Genomic DNA, 19,455 nt, shown 5'->3' with positions numbered 1-19,455 from the left:
CGCGCGCTGGACATGTGGAAGACCGCCATCGAAGGTCTGCCGGGCATCACCCCGGTCCGCATTCCCGACCCTACCGGAAACCCGCTGGAGCGGTTGCAGGTCTGGGTCGATCCGGCACGCGCGGGGGCCAGCGCCGCGCAATTCGCCGAGATCCTGGGTCGGCAGGATCCGCCGCTGATCGTGCGCGGACACGAGGTCGAGCAGGGCTATTTCCAGCTGGATCCCTGCAACCTGATGCAGGGTCAGGCCCGGATGGTGCGCGATATCCTGGTCGCGGGGCTGAGCGATGGCGCGGCGGCGGCCGCGATCGACGCCAAGGCCGCCGCGGCCGCCGCCCGGAACGGCGGCACGCAGGCCTATATGGACTGGCTGGCAGGTTGATCGGCGCCGGTCCATCTGCCCTGCGACTGAGCGACGAACCGAAGCCGGCGCGATCCTGCGCCCGCCGCGCGGCCTTGCCAAAGGGTATTGTTGAGTAAATCACTTCGTTTTATCGTCCGGCCAGTTTCGACATCGGAAAGGGTCAGGCATGTTCGACCGCAGCCACCGATCAAGGGGACGGATCGCCCACAGATCAGGCGCCGCAGCCGTCGCACTGAAGGCGCGGGCCGCCGCCTGGGATCTGCCTCTGGTCGAAACGGATGAGGGGCTGTGCCTGTTTCTCTGGAACTGCGAATTGCGCCTGACGCCCGAGGGCGCCGGCCTGCGCATCGATCTGGCCGCACCGGATCAACGGATGCTGGCCACGCTGCGCGACAGCGCCTCGGAATTGTTCGACGAGGCCGGGTTGGCGGTCGCGTGGGATCATGTCGATACTGGCGCGCTGGCGCCCGGGCTTTCACTGGTGCGGGTGCTGTCCGTGATGCGGCGCAGCCCCGGCTTTCTGCGGATCCGGCTGCGCGGTGCGGACATGCCACGCTTTGCCCAGGACGGCCTGCATTTCCGGCTGCTGATCCCGCCGCCGGGCCGCGCGCCTGTCTGGCCACGGATCGGCGCCTCGGGACGGACCATCTGGCCCGACGGGGCGGATGCGATGCACAGGCCGGTCTATACCGTGACCGGGCAGGATCAGGACTGGCTGGATTTCGACGCGTTCGCGCATGCGGACAGCCCGACCTGCGATTGGGCGCTGGCCGGACCCCAGGGCCAGCAGGTGGGCATCACCGGTCCCGGTGGCGGCTGGTGTCCCGATGCGCGGCGGCTGTTCCTGTTCGGCGACCAGACGGCCCTGCCGGCCATTGCCCGGATGCTGGTTCTGGCGCGCGGCAGGGTGCGCGCCGTCCTGCGCTGCGCGCCCGAGGATATGGGGCCGCTGGCAAACGATCGCCGCGTGATTGCCAGCGACGATCTGCTGGGCGCATTGGCCCTTCTGGGGCCTCTGGATCAGAACGATCACGTCTGGTTCGCGGGACCGGCCAACGAGGCGCGGTCGGCCAGACGGATGTTGCGGGATCGCGGCCTCGACAAGACCGGATACACGGCCGCGGCCTATTGGGGCTGAGCCTTGCCGGCAATGGCAAGGGACCGCGCGGCATCCGGATTTATCAGGCGGGAATGGCCACGCGGGCGCCATCGTCGCGGGTCAGCACCTGCATCCCCAGGCCATAGATCCGGGCCAGCATCGCCGGTCGCATCAGCGCGTCGGGGTCGCCCTGCATCACCAGCCGGCCGCCCTTCAGCGCCAGGACATGATCGCAGAACCGGGCCGCCATGTTGACGTCGTGCAGCACGATCACCGCGCTGCGGCCCTGATCGTGGCACATCCGCCGCACCAGGGACAGCACCTCGACCTGATGGGCGATGTCCAGCGCCGAGATGGGCTCGTCCAGCAACAGGGTGCCCGCCTGCTGCGCAATCATCATCGCAAGCCAGGCCCGCTGCCGCTCGCCCCCCGACAGCGTATCGACAAGGCGGCCGGCCATCGGCTCCAGCCCGCATTCAGCAAGCGCAAGGGCGATGGCCTGACGGTCGCGCGATCCGATGCGGCCAAGCGCGCCGTGCCACGGATAGCGGCCAAGCGCGACCAGTTCGCGCACCAGCATCCCTTCGGCCGGCGGGGTCGTCTGCGGCAGATAGCCCAGCCTGCGGGCATAATCGCGCGGATGCCAGTCGCGCAGGTCGCGGCCTTCGAAGCTGACGCGGCCCGTGCAGGGCATTTGCCGGGCCAGCGCCTTCAGCAGGGTGGACTTGCCCGAGCCGTTGTGACCGATCAGCGCGATCACCCGCCCCGATGGCAGATCGGCGTCCAGCCCTTTTATCAGCCGGCGCCCGGCGACATCGACGCCAAGTCTGCGGATCGCGAAAAGGCTCATCCCGGACGCCTCGTGATCAGCCAGATCAGCCAGGGTGCCCCCAGAAGCGACGCGAAAAGGCCCAGCGGCAGATCATAGGGAAAGCCCGCCATCCGGGAACCGAAATCGGCGGCCAGCATCAGGCCGGCCCCGATCAGCGCGGCACCGGTGACGTGATGCGATGGCCGCGCCAGGCCCAGCCGGCGCGCCAGATGCGGCGCCATCAGCCCGACGAAGCTGAGCGGGCCGACGAGCACCGTCGCGGCGCCGGTGCCGATCCCCGACAACAGGATCAGAAACAACCGCGCGCGCCGCAAGGGCAGGCCCAGCCCGATCGCCGTCTCGCCGCCCAGTGGCATCAGCGCCAGCCATCGACGCACGCCGAGACAGGCCGCCAGCATCCCCGCCGCGACCAGGCTCAGGGCCAGGGCGCCGCGCATGCCCACGCCCGAGGATGATCCCGCCAGCCAGCCCAGGATGACCCAGGATCGCGCGTCGCCCGTGGCCATGATCGCCGACAGGACCGCGGTCGCCAGCGCCGATATCGCGATTCCCGCCAGCAGGATGCGTTCGGGCGGCATGTCGCGGCTTGCGGTGAAGGCCGCGACCAGGGCCAGCGCCACGGCCCCGCCGATCGTCGCGCCGGCGCCCAGCAACGCCGCTGTCGGGGCGACGGCAACGAACACCACCGCAGCATAGCCCAGCGAGGCGCCGCCCGACACGCCCAGCACCTCGGGCGAGGCCAGCGGATTGGCCGTCAGCCGTTGCAGGATCGCGCCCGCCATGGCCAGCGCCGCCCCGGCCGAGGCGGCGGCGATCAGGCGCGGCAGGCGCATCGGCAGGAAGGCGGCAAGGCTTTGCGGGTCCAGCAGCAGCCAGCCCTGCGGGCCGCGCCCGATCCACAGCATCGCCAGCGCCGCCGCCAGAGCCCCGATCGCCAGGGTGATCAGCAGGCGCGCCGGCCGGGCGCGGCGCGGGGCGGGGCCTTCGGCGGTCTCGGTTCCCGGCGGCGTGGTGCCGCGCAGGCGGGGCAGCAGCCAGATCAGCAGCGGCCCCCCGATCAGCCCGGTCACGGCACCGGTCGGCAATTCAGCCCCGCCGGCGGCCGCAAGGCCAAGCACCAGCCCGTCGCACAGCGACAGCAGCGCCGCCCCGATCACCGGCGACACGGCAAGATTTCCGGCGATGCCGCGCGCGCCCAGGATGCGCGCAAGCGCGGGCGCCGCAAGGCCCACGAAGGCGATCAGCCCCAGTTCGGCCGAGACGCTGGCGGCGATCCAGACCGCCAGCGCGACCGCGGCCAGACGCATGCCGGCCACGTTCATGCCCAGACCCGAGGCAGAGCCCGCCCCCAGCGACAGCATGCGCAGCGGCCGCACCAGCAGCGCCGCGCCGATCCCGCCCAGGGCAACGACGGCCGCCAGCGCGCGCACGCCCGACCAATCCTGTTGCGCCAGCGCGCCGCCATTCCAGATCACCAGCGACAAAAGGTAATGTCCCCGCGCCAGCGTCACCGCCGTGGCGATCGCGGCGGCGGTCATCCCGACCAGCAGGCCGGCGACCACCATCGTCACCGGGGCGAAACCGCGCCGCGCGCCGATGCCCAGAACCAGCGCCGCGGCCAGTCCCGCCCCGCTCAGCGCCACCGGCCACCGGCCATGCGACAACAATCCGGGCCACAGGATCGTCGCCAGAACCAGCGCCAGCTGCGCCCCGGCCGAGAGACCCAGAGTCGTCGGATCCGCAACCGGGTTGCGCAGCACCGCCTGAAGGATTGCCCCCGACAGGCCAAGTGCCGCCCCCGCCAGCAGGGCGATGATTCCGCGCGGCATCAGCCCGAAGGCCAGCAGGATCTGGGGCAGGCTCATCGCCTCAGGCCGGAACGGCGGCGCCGGCCAGGCCTGCATGGGCAACAGGCCGCGAGCCGCAGTCAGCCACATCAGCGCCGAGGCCGCCAGCGACAGCAGAAGAAGGGGCAGGGCACGGGTCATGTGGCGCGGCGCGGTCCGGTCTGGAAGGCTGCGGCCAACAGTTCCGCAAAGCGCAGGGCCGCAGGCGCGCCGCCGAACGCATTGACCCGTTCCAGCCGATACAAGCGGTTCTCGCGGACCGGCGGCAGCGCCTGCCACAGAACGCTGCGCGACAGGTCGCGTCGGGCCTCGACCGGGACATTGCCGACGATGACCAGCCGCGCCTCGGGCATCGCAGCCAGGCGTTCCATCGGGACGGGCGCGAGAAAGCTGAACCGGGTCTTGGCGGACCAGGCGTTTTCCAGGCCCAGCCGGGTCAGCGTGCTGCCGAACAGGCTGTCGGGGCCGAAGGCCCGGACATGGCGCGCATCGCCGATCTCGATCAGCGCCACCGGCCTGTCCCGAAAGGCGGCAAGCCCGGTCGCCACGCCGTCCAGCGCGGCTTCGGCGCGGGTCCGGGCACACCGCCCGGCGCCCGGATCCCCGATCGCCCGCGCCAGATCGTCCAGCGCCGCCAGCGCGCGAGGCAGGGGCGGGTCGCCCGGCCTGTAGAAGGTCAGCGACAGCACCGGCGCAATCCGGCGCAGCTTGTCCTCGTAGCGGGTATAGAAGGGCGAGGTCAGGATCAGGTCGGGGCGCGACAATTGCAGCAATTCGAAATTGGGCGAGCCGCGCAGGCCCAGATCGGTCACGTCCCGCGGCACGGCGGGCGTCACCGCATCGGCACGAAAGCGCAGCAATTCGCTCGCGGCGACCGGCATGTGGCCGATGGCAATGGCGGTTTCCAGCATCGCCCAGTCGATCGCGGCCAGACGTTGCGCGGGGGCGGCTGCAGCCGCTGCGGCGGTCACGCGCAGGGGCAGCGCCGCCACCATCAGGCCGGCGGCGGTCAGGACGGCGCGACGTTCGGTCCGGAACGCGGCCCGTCCCGTCACCACGTGTAGGCGACCCTGGCGCTGACAGCGCGTCCTTCGCCATACGAGCAATAGGAAAATCCGCAGGCGCTGACATAGACCTCGTCGGTCAGGTTGGTCAGGTTCAGCGACATCTCGACATTGCCGGCGGTATAGCCTGCGGCCAGATCGATCAGCGTCACGCTGTCCAGTTCGGCGGAATTGGCCGCATCGATGTAGCGTTCGCCGATATAGCGGACCCCGCCGCCCAGCCGCAGGCCGTTGCCGAATTCCCGGTCGATCCACAGGCTTGCAAGATGGTTGGGCGCATCGGCCAGTTCGTTTCCGTCCAGCGGATCGCCCGAGGGCGCGACCTGTTCGGTTTCGTTATAGGCATAGCCGCCGCGCAGTTTCCAACCTTCGGCGATCTCGGCCGTGGCCTCGATCTCGAACCCGCGCGATGCCACCTCGCCGATCTGGCGCAGGCCGCTGATGCCGCCTTCCAGGACCGAACGGTTCACATTCGTCTGGCGCAGGTCGTAGAGCGCGGCGGTCATCAGCCCATCGAACGCGGTGGGCCGGAATTTCACCCCCAGTTCCCATTGCTTTCCCTCGGTCGGGCGCAGGGCATTGCCGTCGATATCCTGGCCGGCCTGCGGATCGAACGAGGTCGCATAACTGACATAGGGCGTGACGCCATTGGCCATGACATAGGCCAGACCCAGGCGGCCGGTGAGCTGGTTGTCCTTGTAGTCCGCGGCGCTTCCGTAGCGTTCACCGGTCTGTTCCACCCAATCGTAGCGCAAACCCAGCGATCCGCGCCAGTTGCCGTATTCGATCTCGTCCTGCGCATAGAGGCCCGCCTGACGCAGCAGCGAGGGCCCGGCATTGGGCTGACCGAAGAAATTGCGGCCCCCGGCATTATAATCGGGATCGCGCCAGTTCAGGTCGGTCGCGGTGCCGAACTGGCTGCTTTCATAGGCGTCGTATTGACGGATATCGGCGCCGAACAGCAGCCGGTGGACGGCCTGCCCGGTCGTGACCTCGCCGGCCAGACGGGTGTCGAGGCTGATCGTCTCGCTGTCCTCGCTCTGCCGGCTGGAGCCGCGGCTGAACCTGTCCTCGCCGGTGACGGCGATCGCGTAGGTGCTGCGATAATCCCAATCCAGTTTCTCATAGCGGAATCCCTGGCTCAGCGTCCAGCCGCCGTCCAGTTCGTGGCTCAGTTCCAGGCTGACGCTGGCGGCGGTGCGGTCGCTGTCGTCCCAGTCTTTCTGGCCGGTATACAGATCGCGCAAGGAATCGCCGTCGCCCGTCCGGGTCAGCGCAAAGGGCACACCCGTCGGCGACATCGGCGCATCCCTGGTATAGTTCGCCATCAGGTCGATGGTGGTGCCGTCATCGGGTCGCCAGCGCATCGCCCCGGCCAGATAGCCGCCCCTGTCGGTCAGATCCTCGATCTGGGTGCTGTCGTCCCGGCGGATGCCCGTCAGACGCCAGGACAGGGCGTCGGACGGGGCGCGGTTCATGTCGAAGAACGCCTGCGCGCTGCCGGTGCTGCCATAGCCGATCCCGGCCTCGCCGAAATCGCCATCCTGCGCCCGTTTCTGGACCAGATTGATCACGCCCAGCGGCGATCCGGCCCCGTAAAGCGATGATGACGGGCCGCGCAGAACCTCGATCTGCTGCACCCCGTACAATTCCTGCCCGATCGCCCCGAAATAGCGACCCTGACGCAGGCCGTTGATATATTGAGCGTTATCGGCCCTGAAGCCGCGGATATAAGGGGTGTCGAAGCGTGGATCGACGCCAAAGGGTTCCGCCAAAACGCCGGCCGTGTAGCCAAGCGCCTGGCCCAGGTTCCGCGCGCCCTGATCCGTGATCTGATCGGAGGTGACGACCGAAACCGATTGCTGCATCTCGGCTATGGGCGTGTCCGATTTGGTCGCGGCTTGCGAATAGTCGCTGACATAACCCTCGGCGGCGCTGGTCGCGCCGGTCGTTGCGGTCAGCGTGATCGTGTCCAGAACGACCGGAGCTTCGCCCTGTTGCGCGGTGGCGAAAGCCGCCGACAGCGCAAGAACGCTGACGCTGGCGATCGGAAGGATGCTGAATCGGGAAATCATGTCTGCCTGCCGGAAAAATCACTGTCCGACAGGATGTTGACAAAAAAACTTGGCTATTGTCAATGGTTCCCGACTGTATTTGTCGGAATAAGGCCGGCGGCAGTAGTTTCTGCCGCCGGCCCGTTCGTCGCGATGCCGGAAGCTGCGATCAGGCCAGATCGAAGCGGTCCGCGTTCATCACCTTCGTCCAGGCGCGGACGAAATCACGCAGGAATTTCTGTTTGTTCCCGTCGCAGGCATAGACCTCGGACAGGGCCCGAAGCTGCGAGTTCGAGCCGAAGACCAGATCGGCGCGGGTCGCGGTCCACTTCTTTTCGCCCGTCGCCCGGTCGCTGCCCTCGAACAATTCGGCCGAGCCTTCGACGGCCTTCCACTCGGTCCCCATATCCAGCAGGTTGACGAAGAAATCGTTCGTCAGCGTGCCGGGCGCGTCGGTGAAGACGCCGTGGCTGGACTGGCCGTGATTGTTGCCCAGAACCCGCAGGCCGCCGACCAGCACGGTCATTTCCGGCGCGGTCAGGGTCAACAATTGCGCCCGGTCCACCAGCAGCTTTTCGGTGGGCACGCTGTAATCGGCCTTCAGGTAGTTGCGGAAACCGTCGGCCTCGGGCTCCAGCACCTCCAGTCCCTCGGCATCGGTCTGTTCGGCGCTGGCATCCATCCGGCCCGGCGTGAACGGCACCTCGATGCCGCCGCCCGCGGCCTTCTCGATCGCGGCGGATCCGCCCAGCACGATCAGGTCGGCCAGCGAGATTCGCTTGCCGCCGGTGGCCTTGCCATTGAAATCGGCCCGGATGCCTTCCAGCACCGACAGGACGCGGGACAGCCGTTCGGGCTGGTTCACCTCCCAGTCCTTCATCGGCGCCAGCCGGATCCGCGCGCCATTGGCCCCGCCGCGCTTGTCCGAACCGCGGAAGGTCGCGGCCGAGGCCCAGGCGGTCTGCACCAGTTCCGGCACCGACAGGCCCGAGCCGAGGATCTGATCCTTCAGCGCGGCGATGTCGGCCGCATCGACCACAGGATGATCGCAGGCCGGGATCGGATCCTGCCACAGCAGATCCTCGGCCGGGACATCCTTGCCCAGATAGCGCGCCTTGGGGCCCATGTCGCGATGCGTCAACTTGAACCAGGCCCGCGCGAAAGCCTCGCGCAGCTGATCGGGATTTTCATGGAACCGGCGCGAGATCGGCTCATAGATCGGGTCCATCCGCATCGCCATGTCGGCGGTGGTCATCATCGTCTTGACCTTGCGGCCGGAATCCTCGGCCGCCGGGGCCATGTGATCCTGGTCCACGCCCACGGGGGCCCATTGATGCGCGCCGGCGGGGCTTTTGGTCAGTTCCCATTCATAGCCGAACAGCATGTCGAAATAGCCGTTGTCCCATTGCGTCGGGTTCGGCGTCCACGCCCCCTCGATCCCCGAGGTGATGGTATGGCCGCCCCGGCCGCTTTCGTGGCGGCTGATCCAGCCCAGGCCCTGGGCGGCGATATCCTCGCCCTCGGGTTCGGCGCCGACCAGCGCCGCGTCGCCCGCGCCGTGGCATTTGCCAAAGGTGTGGCCGCCCGCGGTCAGGGCCACGGTTTCCTCGTCATTCATGCCCATGCGCGCGAATGTCTCGCGGATGTCGCGGCCAGAGGCAACCGGATCGGGTTTGCCGTCCGGCCCTTCGGGATTGACGTAGATCAGGCCCATCTGCACGGCGGCCAGCGGGTTTTCCAGCACGCGGTCGCCCGAATAGCGGCTGCCGGGCTTGTCGCTGGTCGCCAGCCATTCCTCTTCGGTGCCCCAGTAGATGTCTTCCTCGGGTTCCCAGATGTCCTCGCGGCCGCCGCCGAAGCCGAAGACCTTGCCGCCCATCGATTCGATGGCGCAATTGCCCGCCAGAATCAGCAGGTCGGCCCAGGACAGCGCGTCGCCGTATTTCTGTTTCACCGGCCACAACAGGCGCCGCGCCTTGTCCAGATTGGCGTTGTCGGGCCAGGAATTCAGCGGCGCGAAACGCTGCGAGCCTGACGACGATCCGCCCCGTCCGTCGCCGGAACGATAGGTGCCGGCGCTGTGCCATGCCATGCGGATGAAGAAGGGACCGTAATGGCCGTAATCCGCAGGCCACCAATCCTTGCTGTCGGTCATCAGTGCGAACAGATCGTTCTTCACCGCGTCGATGTCCAGCTTCTGGAATTCGGCCTTGTAGTCGAAATCCCCGCCCATCGGATTGCCCAGCGGCGTGTTCTGGTGCAGGATCTTCAGGTTCAGCTGGTTCGGCCACCACTCACGATTGGACCGTCCGCCGAAAAAGGTGTTGAGGGCGCTGCCGCCGTGCATCACCGGGCAGCCGCCGCTTTCCATGTCTTTTCCATCCATGATCGCCTCCTGGAATCTTTGGGATGCGCGCCGATCGCGCCCCCGCTTTTCGGCACCGATGCTAACAAAATCGTGCCATACGGAAGAATCGCAAATTTTGATCTTCGCGATAGGTTTGCCTGATAAAGATGCCGGCGGCGGCCGGTTTCGGGCAAAGCCGCCCCACCAGGACTTGTCCGCGCCGCGCCATGAACGTGTTGACACAACAACGCCATTCCGCATGATTTGCAGATCGAAGAGGTAAGTGTCTTGTTCCGTTTCAGGTGTTCGAGTTTTCCGGTTCTCGTGATCGGCATCGCCTTGGCGACCGCTCCGCGATCGGTGATCGCGCAGGATCAGGATCCGGCACAGAGGGCACAGGCCCTGCGCCAGATCATCGTGACCATGGAAGACGAGGCCCGGCAGCTGGAAACCAAGGTGGCCCAGGCACGGGCGCGCCTGGACGATCTGAACCGGCAGGCCGAGGCGGCCGAACAGGAACTGGCGGCGCTGGACGGCAAGGCGGCGCAGGCGCGTGACGAACTTGCCGCCCTGACCGCTCAGCGAGACACGCGGCGCGCCGAAAATACCGCGGCCGGGGAAAAGCTGGCTGGATTGCGCGGAACGGCCGTCACGCTTGATGCCCGGATCGAGGCCCTGGCGGAACGGCACGAACAGGCGAAACGGGATCTGGCGCGCATCGAGAAGGCCGGCGCCGATCGCGAACAGGTGCTTGCCGAAATCGAGACCGCAAGGACCAGGGCGGCGACGCTGCGCGACGAGGTCGCGGCTCTCGTCCAGCAGCGCGATGCGTTGCAGGCCGGCGCCGCTGCGGCCGGGCAGGCCGCCACCAAGCTGACCGAGGATCGGGCGCAGCTTGCGCGGCAACGCGACACCCTGACCGCCGAAATCAAGGCCCTGACCGGCCGGCGCGATCAGTTGCAGCGGCAGCAGGCGCGGGCGGCGGAACTGACCGGGCGGATCGCCTCGCAGGAATCCGCGCTGGCGGATCTGCAGGCCCGGGCCGGAACGCTGCGCGAGGAGGTCGCGACCCTGACCGAAAGCCGCGATTCCCTGCAGGCCGGGCTGAACCGGATACGGGCGCAGACCGCCGCTGCTGGGGCAGCCCAATCGCCGCCGGCCCGATCCGCTGCCCCGCCGGCCACCGGCGAAGCCCCGACAACCGCCGAGGCCGCTTCCGCGACGGGCCGCAGCCCGGATGCGGTCGACGCGGCGCTGGCGGCCGCGCCGGGTCTGCCGGACAGTCCCTCGCAGTGGATGCCGTTGCGGAAGGCCCTGATCCGCGGCGACTGCACGCCCCAGGCGCTTGCCCGGATACAAAAGCCGGTCAACCGCCAGACGCTGCTGGCGCTGATGTCGCGGCTGGAAGGCTGCTGACCGGGGCGGCCCAGAAACGCGGATGATGACGATTCGTCACCCCGATCCGGCCCCTTGTGCCGAGGATTCGTCGAAGGCCGGCGGGGAACCGGTGCAACGGCCGGAGGCGGCATCAGCGCGGCGGCGGCGCCGTCCGGATCCATGCGGTCCACGCGCCCTGCCCCCCCTGCCCATCCGTCGCCGCCAGCCGCCAGCGGGCAACGGGGCGATCCAGAAGCATCGCCGGCAGCCCTGTCATCGACCGGCGCGGCGTCCCGTCGCCTCCGGCCAGCTGATATTCGACGACGAAGCCGGCCGGGCTTTGTCCATCCGCCGCGCGCCAGTGCAGTTCCGTCTGGCCGGTCCGAAACAAGGCCTGCATGACCGGGACAGGCCGCGCGGTCTGGTTCTGCGCTTCGGGAATCTCCGTCAGGGCTTTCAGCCGTGCCTCGGCCCCCGAGATGCCGTTGGCCATTTCATACCAGGCGCGGGCGCGTTGCAGATCGATCGGCACACCCAGCCCGGCCTCGGAATACTGGCCCAGATAATAGGCCGCCCTCGCGCTGCCCCAGATCGCGGCGCGTTCATACAGCATCAGCGCCTTCGCGGTATTCGCCGCCTCGGCTTCAAGCGCCGCGTTCAGCAGCATCCTTGGATCAGGCGGGGCGGCGATTGCATCGACCCGGGCCAGCACCGGGCCCGGATCCGGCCCGGCCTCGGCCACTGGCGCGATGTTGGGCGCAGGTTCGGGCGCGATGGCCACGGGCGTCGTCGTTGGATCGCGATCCCACAGGACAAGGCCCGCCAGCACCGCCGCCAGCCCGGCCAGCGCCGCCGCGCCGGCCAGCAGCTTTTTCCCAAACGGTGACCGGGATGGCGGCGGCACCGGCACCGGGACCGGCAAGGCCGGTCCCGGGTCCCGGTCCGGTTGTGCCACGGGACGCAGGGCGGCGTCCGTCGCGACCGGCGGCGCGGCTTGCGCAGGGCCGGCCTGCGGTGCCGGTCCGGCAGGCTTGCCGGGTTCGGGACTGGACGGGACGCGGGCCGGTCCGTCGCTCAAATCGTTGTCGATGCAGGCCCGCAGGATGTCCGCGTCGATCCGGCCCCGGCCAGAGCGGAGGGCGATGAAAAGACATTGCTGGGCCAGATGGTCGATCGCGCGGGGCAGGCCCGCGCTTGCGCTGTGCAACAAGACCAGGCTTTCGGGATCGAAGCCGGGAAGATCGGCTCCGGTCGCCTTGCGCGCATGGGACAGGCGATGCGCGATATAGCCGGCGGTTTCCGCCTCGCTCAGCGGCGGCAGGTCGAACCGGCCCCCGATCCGGCTGCGCAGGGCCAGGCTGGCCGGATGCTCGATCCGCGCCCGAAGTCCGGGCTGACCGGCCAGCAGCAGCGGCATCGTGCTGCGCCCGTCACCGTGAATGTCGGTCAGTTGCCGCAACTGGTCCAGTTCCTCGACGCCCAGCGTCTGGGCCTCGTCGGCAATCAGCATGACGCGGCGGCCCCGCGCCCCGCAGGCCTCGACGAAGCGGCTCAGCCGGGTCAGCAGCTCGGCCGGGGCGGCATCCGTATGATCCTGCCCGAAGGCACGCAGGGCCCAGCGAAGCGGCGCGGTCAGCTCCGCCCCTTCCTGACCCAGCAGGCCGAATTCGATCCTGTCCCGGTAGCGATGGATCAGCGCCCGCAAGAGCAGCGTCTTGCCGGTGCCGACATCGCCGGTCAGAACCGCGATCGGCTGGTTCGATTCGACCGCGGATACCAGCATCGCCAGCGCCCGGCGATGGCCTGCGGATTCGTAGAGCAGAGAGGGATCCGACAACGGGCGAAAGGCCGGAAAGACCGGATCGGGCGGCATCCAGTTCATGAAACGGGTCCGGCAGGCAAAAAGACACTCGGCAGTGACGTGTCCCGCCAGCCTAGGGCGGACCCGGCGCGATGTCTATCGCCGGATCGGTCCTGAAGCGGGCAAGGACCGGACCGCCGCAGAGGATCGCCCCCCGACAGGCGTGCCGGGCCGGGGGGTTTGGGGGGCTGCGGGAAAGCCCCCCAAGCCGGCGCGGGACGCAGATCGCCGGTCCGGGCGCTAGCCGGCATCCGCGACGAAGCCCGCCGCCTCGATGGCGCGGCTGGCGCAGGCTTCGTCATTGTCCGATGTGTCGCCGGTGATGCCCACGGCCCCCAGAATCGCGCCATCGCGCCGGATCAGCACCCCGCCCGGAACCGGCACCAGCGATCCGCCCGACAGCGCGTTCATCGACTGGATGAAATAGGGCTGTTCCTTTGCCCGCTCATAGATCGCGCGCGACCCCATGCCCAGGGCGATGGCGCCCCGCGCCTTGCCCTGGGCGATGTCGGGGCGCAGCGTGCTGGTCCCGTCCTGCCGCAGCAGCACCTTCAGGTCTCCGGCCGCGTCCAGAACCGCGACGGTAATCGGTTTCAGCGTCATCTCGGCCGCGATTCCCAGGCAGTTATCGGCCATCTTGCGGGCATCGTCCAGGCTCAGATCCATGTCGTCTCCTCTCTCGAAATGGCAGTCCTTGCCGCCCGACTTCGCATATCACGACCGGCTGTGCCTAGCCCTCGAAATCGAGATGGACTTTCACCGCCCGCGAGCGGTCGCCCGCCAGATCGAAGGCCCGAACCGCGTCGCGCGCCGGCAAGACCTGCGTGACCATGGGCGACAGCTCGATCTGCCCCGCGCCGATCATCGCCACGGCCTCGGCGAATTCGGCGTCGAAGCGATGGCTGCCCAGAAGGCGCAGTTCCTTGGCCACGATCAGGTTCAGCGGCAGCGGAATCGTCCCTGCCACGCCGATCTGCACGATGCTGCCCTGCGGCCGCGTCGCCGCGATCGCCTGGGCGATGGCATGGGAATTGCCCGAACATTCCAGCACGATGTCGATGCGCCCCTTGCCCTGGGCCAGATCGGCCAGCGCGTCCGGTGTCTCGGCCACGTTCACCACGCGGTCCGCCCCCATCCGGCGCGCCACGTCCAGCGTGAAATCCTGCACATCGGTCACCACGATCCCGGCCGCGCCGCGCAGCCGGGCCAGCGCCACGCAGATCGCGCCGATGGGGCCCGCGCCGGTAACCAGCACCCGCTGGCCGGCAAGCGGCGGTGCCAGGGTCAGGGCATGCAGGCAGACCGACAAGGGCTCGGCCCCGGCAGCGGCCCCCGCCCCCACCCCCTCGGGCAGCGCCAGGCATTGCGCGACGGGATGGGCGATGCGGCTGCGAAAAAGGCCCTGTTCGTGGGGCATCCGCATGGCCGAGCCGTTGAACCGCATCGCCAGGCAGTGCCGCGTCTGGCCCGCCCGGCAGAATCCGCACGTCCCGCAGGGCCGCGAGGGGCACAGCGCGACGATCTGGCCCGCGACCAGGCCCGACCCCTCGGGCGCGGCTTCGACGATCCCGGCCGCCTCGTGGCCCAGGATGATCGGCTCTTGCACGCGGACCGGGCCGAAGCCGCCATCGTGGTAATAATGCAGATCCGATCCGCAGATCCCGCCGCGCGAGACACGGATCAGCGCCTCGTCCGGGGCGGGACGGGCATCGGGGCCATCCTCGACGCGCAGGTCACGGGCGGCGTGAAGGCGGCAGCACAGGTCTTGCATCACTTGTCCATCAGCGAGGGCAGGAAGGTGCTGATCCACGGAATGTAAGAGACCAGCAGCAGCACGAATATGTTCGTCGCCAGATAGGGCACCAGCGCCCGGATCACCGGGGCCAGCGGCAGCCGCGCGATATTGGCGCAGACGAACATGCAGACCCCCACCGGCGGCGTGGTCAGCCCGATCATCAGGTTCAGGACGGCGAAGACGGCGAAATGCAGCGGCTCGATACCCACGCCCTGCGCCAGCGTCAGCAGCGGCACGAACAGGATGATCAGCGCCGCGATGGTTTCCATGAACATGCCGACGACCAGCAGGATGATGTTGATCAGCAGGATCACCAGAAACCTGTTATCCGTCACCGACAAGACCCCGGCGGCGATCTTCTGCGGGATCTGTTCGCTGACCAGAATCCAGCCAAAGACATTGGCCGTCCCCACCAGCGCCAGGATCCCGGCCGATCCGACCGCGCTGTCGATGACGATGCCCGGCACGCGGGCCAGCGGCAATTCGCGATAGACGAAGGCTCCGACCAGCAGCGCATAGATCGAGGCGATGACGGCGGTCTCGGTCGGGGTGACATAGCCCGACAGCATGCCCCCCACGATCAGCGCGGTCATCGCGAGCGCCCAGAAGGCACCCAGAAAGGCGCGGCCAAGCTCGGTCCAGCCCTGCCAGGCCTGCCGCGGAAAATCGCGGCGCCGGGCGATGATCCAGGTCGTCGCCATCATCGCCACGCCCAGCAGGATTCCCGGCAGCGCGCCGGCGATGAACATCTTGCCGACCGAGATCCCGGCCAGCGATCCGACGATGATCATCGGCACCGAGGGCGGGATGATCGGACCCACCGTAGACGAGGCGGCCGTCACCGCGGCCGAGAACGCGGCCGGATAGCCCGCGCGCTTCATTCCCGGAATCATCATTCCGCCGATCGAGGCGGCATCGGCGACGGCGGTGCCGGAAATGCCGCCGAACAGCATCGACGAGGCGATGTTGGTCTGCGCCAGTCCGCCCCGGATCCAGCCGACCATGGCCTGCGCGAAGCGAATGATGCGGCTGGTGATGCCGCCGCCATTCATCAGGTTTCCCGCCAGGATGAAGCCCGGAATGGACAGCAGCACGAAGCTGTCCATGCCGGCATACATCTTTTGCGGAATCACCACCAGCGGCATTCCCTGCCACAGCAGATAGGCCATCGAGGACAGGCCCAGCGTGATCGCGACCGGCATCCCGATGGCCAGGCCCAAAACGAAGGTCAGGCCCAGGATCGTCAGGCTCATTCGATCCCTCCCAGCGGGTTCTCGGGCCTGCCATCGCTTGCCCCCGTCACCATGCCCACCAGGCGCAGCAGCGCCGCAAGGCCCAGCATCGCCAGCAGCACCAGCACGCTGCCGTGAACATAATTCATCGGCAATGCCAGCGCAGGCGATGTCTGCATCGCGCCGATGCGGGTGAACCGCCATGCCGGGCCGATCAGCAAGGCGCAAAAGGCCAGCACCAGCGCCGCCGACAGCAAGCGCATCAGCCAGGGATAACGTCCGGGAAGATTTTCGCTGAGCAGATCGACATTGACCAGATCGCCCGAGAACAGCGCCAGCGCCGTTCCGAAACCGGCGAGATAGAGCAGGGCAAAGCGGGTCAGTTCCTCGGTCCAGACGGGCGAGCCGGCGAAGGTCCGGCCGACGACCTGAATGGTGACGGCGGCGATGAGGACCAGGAAGGCCAGACCCGTCCCCAGTCGCAGCAAGGATCGCAACAGGCGGATCACGGCATTCATCGAAACCTCTCGGGCGCAGGGACGGATGGGGAAGGGCGGGCAGCCGGCACTGCCCGCCCGGGCCGGATCAGGCCTGCTGGTCGAACAATTGCTGCACGACGGGTTTGATCTCATCGCCGATATTGGCCAGCACGGCATCCCTGGCGGTGGCCGCGAATGCCGCCTTGTCGCTGTCCACGAAGGTCATGCCCTTGTCCTTCAGGCTGGCCGCCAGCCGATCCTCGTCGGCGGTGAACATCTCGCGCTCGGCGGTTTGCGCGGTCGCGGCCGCCTGCATCACCGCCTCCTGGTCGGCAGAGGACAGCCTGCCCCAGGTGATCTCGGAGATGGTCAGATAGATCCAGGACCGCACGTGTTCGGTCTTGTTGACGAATTTCTGGACCTCGTAGAAATTCGCTGATTCAATCAGCGCCAGCGGGTTTTCCTGCGCGTCGATCGTGCCGTTCTGCAGAGAGGTGAAGACCTCGCTGAAGGCCATCGGCGTGGGCGCGGCGCCAAGCGCCTGCCATGTCTGCACGAACAGCGGCACGTTGGGAACGCGAAGCTTCAGCCCGTTCAGATCGCCGGGCGTCATGATCTCGCGGTTCGATGTCAGGTTGCGCGGCCCGCGCGCGAAATAGGCGATGGGGCGAATCTGCGCCTTGGCGCGGATCTCGGCCTCGACATCCTTGCCGATCTCGCCCGAGGCGACCTGATCCATCTGTTCCAGCGAGGAATAGGCATAGGGCACGGCCAGAAGCGCGGCCTTCGGTGCCCAGTTCTGAAGACTTTCGCCGGTGATGGTCATGTCGGCGGTGCCAAGCTGCATCCCGTTGATCAGGTCGATTTCCTTGCCCAGCGATTCGTTGGGAAAGACCTGCACTTCGACCCGGCCCTCGGTCAGCTTGGCAACCTCGTCGGCAAAGACCAGCGAGGCCTTGTTCCAGCTGTTCTGTTCGTTGGCGAGATGGCCCAGTTTCAGCGTGGTCTCGGCCGCGCGGACCCTGATCGCGGGCATGGCCAGCACGGCGGCCCCGGTCATCGCGGTGAATTGGCGGCGGTTCAGTGTCATCGTTTTTTCCTCCCATGCGAATGACGAACTCAGTCGGTGAAAAATTCGGCGCGGTCGCTGGTGATGCGCGGCAGATCCTCCAGCAATTGCCGCAGATGGCGACGGATCGCGGCCTCGGCCCCAGCCGCGTCGCCGCGCGCGCCGGCATCGACGATGTCCCGGTGCTGTTCGATCAGCGCGTCCGCCTCGAAAGTCTGCACCGCCAGATAGCGCAGGCGATCCATCTGCGAGGTCATCCGCTCGATCCGGTGCCAGACGTCTTCATGTCCGGCGGCGGTGGCCAGCGTACGATGGAACAGATTGTCCAGCAGGACAAAGCCGTTCACGTCGCGCCGGACCGCGGCGGCGCGTTGCCGGTCCAGCTGTTCGCGCAAATCGCGATGGATATCGTCGGTCATCCGCTGCGTCAGGATGCGGATCATATCGCTTTCGACGGCTTCGCGGATGGCGCGCACGGCCAGAACCTCGCGCAGCGAGATGCGGCCTATGAAAGTGCCGCGTTGCGGACGAACCTCGGTCAGGCCAGCGCCGGCCAGCCGGATGAAGGCTTCGCGAACCGGCTGCCGGCTGACGCCGACTCGACCGGCGATCTCGCTTTCGCTCAGCTGGGTGCCCGGCAGAAGATCGCCGCGCAGGATCAGATCATGCAGCCAGTCATGGACCTGCTGCGCCGTCGAGATGCCCGGATTGATGCGCGGTCGCTGATCCATCTTCCTGTTCCCGGCCCTGCAGCGAGACTGCCATACTTCCATACCAATTTGAAGCGTCCACTTGCGATTGATCGCGACCTGCGGCCGGGGGCGCCTCGGCGCCCGACAACCAGCTCTTGCAACACCCTGCCTGGACAGGCATCTTGCGCCGCATCGCGCCCCTGCGCGCGCCCCAATGTCCGGTGACCGGGCCCCTCTGACGGATGTGGCGGCACGTCCGTGATGTCGGCACCAAACAAAGACACGCCGCCTCGGGCATCATGCCATGCACGACGGATCCCAAACCGGTCCCGCCTCTGCGCGGCCCGTTCTTCGCTATTTCCGCTGGGCCTTCATCGTCACCGCCATCGGCCTGGCGCTTGGCGCCGCTCTTGGCTGGCAGACGACCGGCACCTTCGGGGGAATGGCCGGCATCCTTTTCATCTGCACGGTTCTGGCGGTGCTGGAAATCTCGCTGTCCTTCGATAATGCCATCGTGAACGCCAACAAGCTGAAGACGATGCAGCCGAAATGGCAGCACCGCTTCCTGACCTGGGGCATCGTGATCGCGGTGTTCGGAATGCGGATCGTCTTTCCGCTGCTGATCGTGGTGATCGCGGCCGGGATCGGGCCGTGGCAGGCCGTGGTTCTGGCCGCCAGCCGCCCCGAGGAATATGCAAGGATCATGCACGAGGCGCGGCTGCCCATCGCGGCCTTCGGCGGCACGTTTCTGCTGATGGTCGGACTTGGCTTCTTCTTTGACGGCGAAAAGGACGTGCACTGGGTCCGCTGGCTGGAAAGGCGGATGCAGAAATATGCCACGATCCGGGGGATCGAGGTCGGCTTTGCGCTGTCGGTGGTGCTGATCTTCGCCCATTTCCTGCCGCCCCGGGAAAACGAGATCTTTCTGCGCTCGGCGATCTGGGGATTGCTGACCTTTCTGGCGGTCGAGGTTCTCGGCGGCTTTCTGGATCATTCGCAGCAACAGACCCTGGCCGCCGGAGCAAGGGGCGGGATCGGCGCCTTTCTGTATCTCGAGGTTCTGGACGCCTCGTTCAGCTTCGACGGCGTGATCGGGGCCTTCGCGCTAAGCCAGAACCTGTTCGTCATCGCCATCGGCCTGGGCATCGGCGCCATGTATGTGCGATCGATGACGATCATGCTGGTCGAAAAGGGAACGCTGGCCGAATACCGCTATCTGGAACACGGCGCCTTCTGGGCGATCATCGCGCTGGCAATGGTGATGTTCCTGCAATATTTCGTCCAGATTCCCGAAGTCATCACCGGGCTGGGCGGTGCCGCGCTGATCGGGGTGTCGCTGTATTC

15 protein-coding genes and 1 pseudogene are annotated in these 19,455 nt (G+C 67.7%); 4 read left to right on the top strand and 12 right to left on the bottom strand.

Going from position 1 to position 19,455, the window contains the following annotated elements; translation table 11 throughout:
• Together B4A72_RS10455 and B4A72_RS10450 are read left to right on the top strand one after the other, a co-directional pair.
• Positions 1 to 381 (top strand): annotated as a pseudogene (locus tag B4A72_RS10455) (hypothetical protein); the annotation flags it as partial.
• Positions 382 to 529: 148 nt separating this feature from the next.
• Entirely contained in the window at positions 530 to 1,501 is a 972-nt protein-coding gene (locus B4A72_RS10450; RefSeq protein WP_292956299.1) for a siderophore-interacting protein, read from the top strand.
• A gap of 43 nt (positions 1,502 to 1,544) precedes the next feature.
• Here the strand turns inward: B4A72_RS10450 and B4A72_RS10445 are convergent, their stop codons facing one another.
• The 5 genes from B4A72_RS10445 to katG form a co-directional block, all read right to left on the bottom strand.
• Complete coding sequence (locus B4A72_RS10445) at positions 1,545 to 2,312, bottom strand: ABC transporter ATP-binding protein (RefSeq protein ID WP_292956296.1); 768 nt, start codon at positions 2,310 to 2,312, stop codon at positions 1,545 to 1,547.
• Positions 2,309 to 4,282: a Fe(3+)-hydroxamate ABC transporter permease FhuB gene (fhuB, locus tag B4A72_RS10440; RefSeq protein ID WP_292956293.1), complete on the bottom strand. Its 1,974-nt coding sequence runs from the start codon at positions 4,280 to 4,282 to the stop codon at positions 2,309 to 2,311. The genes B4A72_RS10445 and fhuB overlap by 4 nt, the downstream gene beginning before the upstream one ends.
• The gene (locus tag B4A72_RS10435) at positions 4,279 to 5,136 is read right to left on the bottom strand and encodes an iron-siderophore ABC transporter substrate-binding protein (RefSeq protein ID WP_292978523.1); all 858 of its coding nucleotides are present in this window, start codon (positions 5,134 to 5,136) and stop codon (positions 4,279 to 4,281) included. The genes fhuB and B4A72_RS10435 overlap by 4 nt, the downstream gene beginning before the upstream one ends.
• Before the next feature lie 56 nt (positions 5,137 to 5,192).
• A complete protein-coding gene (locus B4A72_RS10430) occupies positions 5,193 to 7,280 on the bottom strand; it encodes a TonB-dependent siderophore receptor (protein WP_292978521.1) in 2,088 nt (695 codons plus the stop codon).
• 148 nt (positions 7,281 to 7,428) lie between these two features.
• Entirely contained in the window at positions 7,429 to 9,645 is a 2,217-nt protein-coding gene (katG, locus tag B4A72_RS10425; RefSeq protein ID WP_292978519.1) for a catalase/peroxidase HPI, read from the bottom strand.
• A gap of 249 nt (positions 9,646 to 9,894) precedes the next feature.
• On the opposite strand from katG, the gene B4A72_RS10420 reads away from it, so the two are divergent.
• The gene (locus B4A72_RS10420; protein WP_292956287.1) at positions 9,895 to 11,022 is read left to right on the top strand and encodes a hypothetical protein; all 1,128 of its coding nucleotides are present in this window, start codon (positions 9,895 to 9,897) and stop codon (positions 11,020 to 11,022) included.
• A 112-nt stretch (positions 11,023 to 11,134) separates the two neighbouring features.
• Here the strand turns inward: B4A72_RS10420 and B4A72_RS10415 are convergent, their stop codons facing one another.
• From B4A72_RS10415 to B4A72_RS10385, 7 genes are all read right to left on the bottom strand, one after another.
• Entirely contained in the window at positions 11,135 to 12,865 is a 1,731-nt protein-coding gene (locus B4A72_RS10415) for an ExeA family protein (RefSeq protein WP_292956284.1), read from the bottom strand.
• A gap of 219 nt (positions 12,866 to 13,084) precedes the next feature.
• Positions 13,085 to 13,510 (bottom strand): GlcG/HbpS family heme-binding protein, encoded by a 426-nt coding sequence (locus B4A72_RS10410; RefSeq protein ID WP_292956281.1) that lies wholly within the window; start codon positions 13,508 to 13,510, stop codon positions 13,085 to 13,087.
• Between the two features lie 64 nt (positions 13,511 to 13,574).
• Complete coding sequence (locus B4A72_RS10405; RefSeq protein WP_414692496.1) at positions 13,575 to 14,615, bottom strand: L-idonate 5-dehydrogenase; 1,041 nt, start codon at positions 14,613 to 14,615, stop codon at positions 13,575 to 13,577.
• Positions 14,615 to 15,892: a TRAP transporter large permease gene (locus B4A72_RS10400; RefSeq protein WP_292956275.1), complete on the bottom strand. Its 1,278-nt coding sequence runs from the start codon at positions 15,890 to 15,892 to the stop codon at positions 14,615 to 14,617. The genes B4A72_RS10405 and B4A72_RS10400 overlap by 1 nt, the downstream gene beginning before the upstream one ends.
• Positions 15,889 to 16,359: a TRAP transporter small permease gene (locus B4A72_RS10395; protein ID WP_349678622.1), complete on the bottom strand. Its 471-nt coding sequence runs from the start codon at positions 16,357 to 16,359 to the stop codon at positions 15,889 to 15,891. Before B4A72_RS10395 ends, B4A72_RS10400 begins: the two co-directional genes overlap by 4 nt.
• A 97-nt stretch (positions 16,360 to 16,456) precedes the next feature.
• On the bottom strand, positions 16,457 to 17,440 hold the full coding sequence (locus B4A72_RS10390; protein ID WP_292956269.1) for a TRAP transporter substrate-binding protein: 984 nt from the start codon (positions 17,438 to 17,440) through the stop codon (positions 16,457 to 16,459).
• Positions 17,441 to 17,469: 29 nt separating this feature from the next.
• Complete coding sequence (locus B4A72_RS10385) at positions 17,470 to 18,150, bottom strand: GntR family transcriptional regulator (protein ID WP_292978515.1); 681 nt, start codon at positions 18,148 to 18,150, stop codon at positions 17,470 to 17,472.
• A gap of 265 nt (positions 18,151 to 18,415) precedes the next feature.
• Between B4A72_RS10385 and B4A72_RS10380 the strand changes: the two genes are divergently transcribed.
• The coding region (locus B4A72_RS10380) for a DUF475 domain-containing protein (protein ID WP_292978513.1) at positions 18,416 to 19,455 on the top strand (1,040 nt) is incomplete at its 3' end.

This window comes from Paracoccus sp. UBA5162 (assembly GCF_002413585.1).
Classification (GTDB): Bacteria; Pseudomonadota; Alphaproteobacteria; order Rhodobacterales; family Rhodobacteraceae; genus Paracoccus.
Note: the sequence above shows the minus strand (reverse complement) of the source record. Positions and strands in the feature narration are given on the sequence as shown.

What these genes read in the sequence shown, in the direction of transcription:
- B4A72_RS10445 (WP_292956296.1), bottom strand. Translation starts at nt 2,312, where the DNA reads ATGAGCCTTTTCGCGATCCGCAGACTTGGCGTCGATGTCGCCGGGCGC.
- B4A72_RS10390 (WP_292956269.1), bottom strand. Translation starts at nt 17,440, where the DNA reads ATGACACTGAACCGCCGCCAATTCACCGCGATGACCGGGGCCGCCGTG.
- B4A72_RS10430 (WP_292978521.1), bottom strand. Translation starts at nt 7,280, where the DNA reads ATGATTTCCCGATTCAGCATCCTTCCGATCGCCAGCGTCAGCGTTCTT.
- B4A72_RS10435 (WP_292978523.1), bottom strand. Translation starts at nt 5,136, where the DNA reads ATGGTGGCGGCGCTGCCCCTGCGCGTGACCGCCGCAGCGGCTGCAGCC.
- B4A72_RS10410 (WP_292956281.1), bottom strand. Translation starts at nt 13,510, where the DNA reads ATGGATCTGAGCCTGGACGATGCCCGCAAGATGGCCGATAACTGCCTG.
- B4A72_RS10415 (WP_292956284.1), bottom strand. Translation starts at nt 12,865, where the DNA reads ATGAACTGGATGCCGCCCGATCCGGTCTTTCCGGCCTTTCGCCCGTTG.
- katG (WP_292978519.1), bottom strand. Translation starts at nt 9,645, where the DNA reads ATGGATGGAAAAGACATGGAAAGCGGCGGCTGCCCGGTGATGCACGGC.
- B4A72_RS10400 (WP_292956275.1), bottom strand. Translation starts at nt 15,892, where the DNA reads ATGAGCCTGACGATCCTGGGCCTGACCTTCGTTTTGGGCCTGGCCATC.
- B4A72_RS10385 (WP_292978515.1), bottom strand. Translation starts at nt 18,150, where the DNA reads ATGGATCAGCGACCGCGCATCAATCCGGGCATCTCGACGGCGCAGCAG.
- B4A72_RS10450 (WP_292956299.1), top strand. Translation starts at nt 530, where the DNA reads ATGTTCGACCGCAGCCACCGATCAAGGGGACGGATCGCCCACAGATCA.
- fhuB (WP_292956293.1), bottom strand. Translation starts at nt 4,282, where the DNA reads ATGACCCGTGCCCTGCCCCTTCTTCTGCTGTCGCTGGCGGCCTCGGCG.
- B4A72_RS10405 (WP_414692496.1), bottom strand. Translation starts at nt 14,615, where the DNA reads ATGCAAGACCTGTGCTGCCGCCTTCACGCCGCCCGTGACCTGCGCGTC.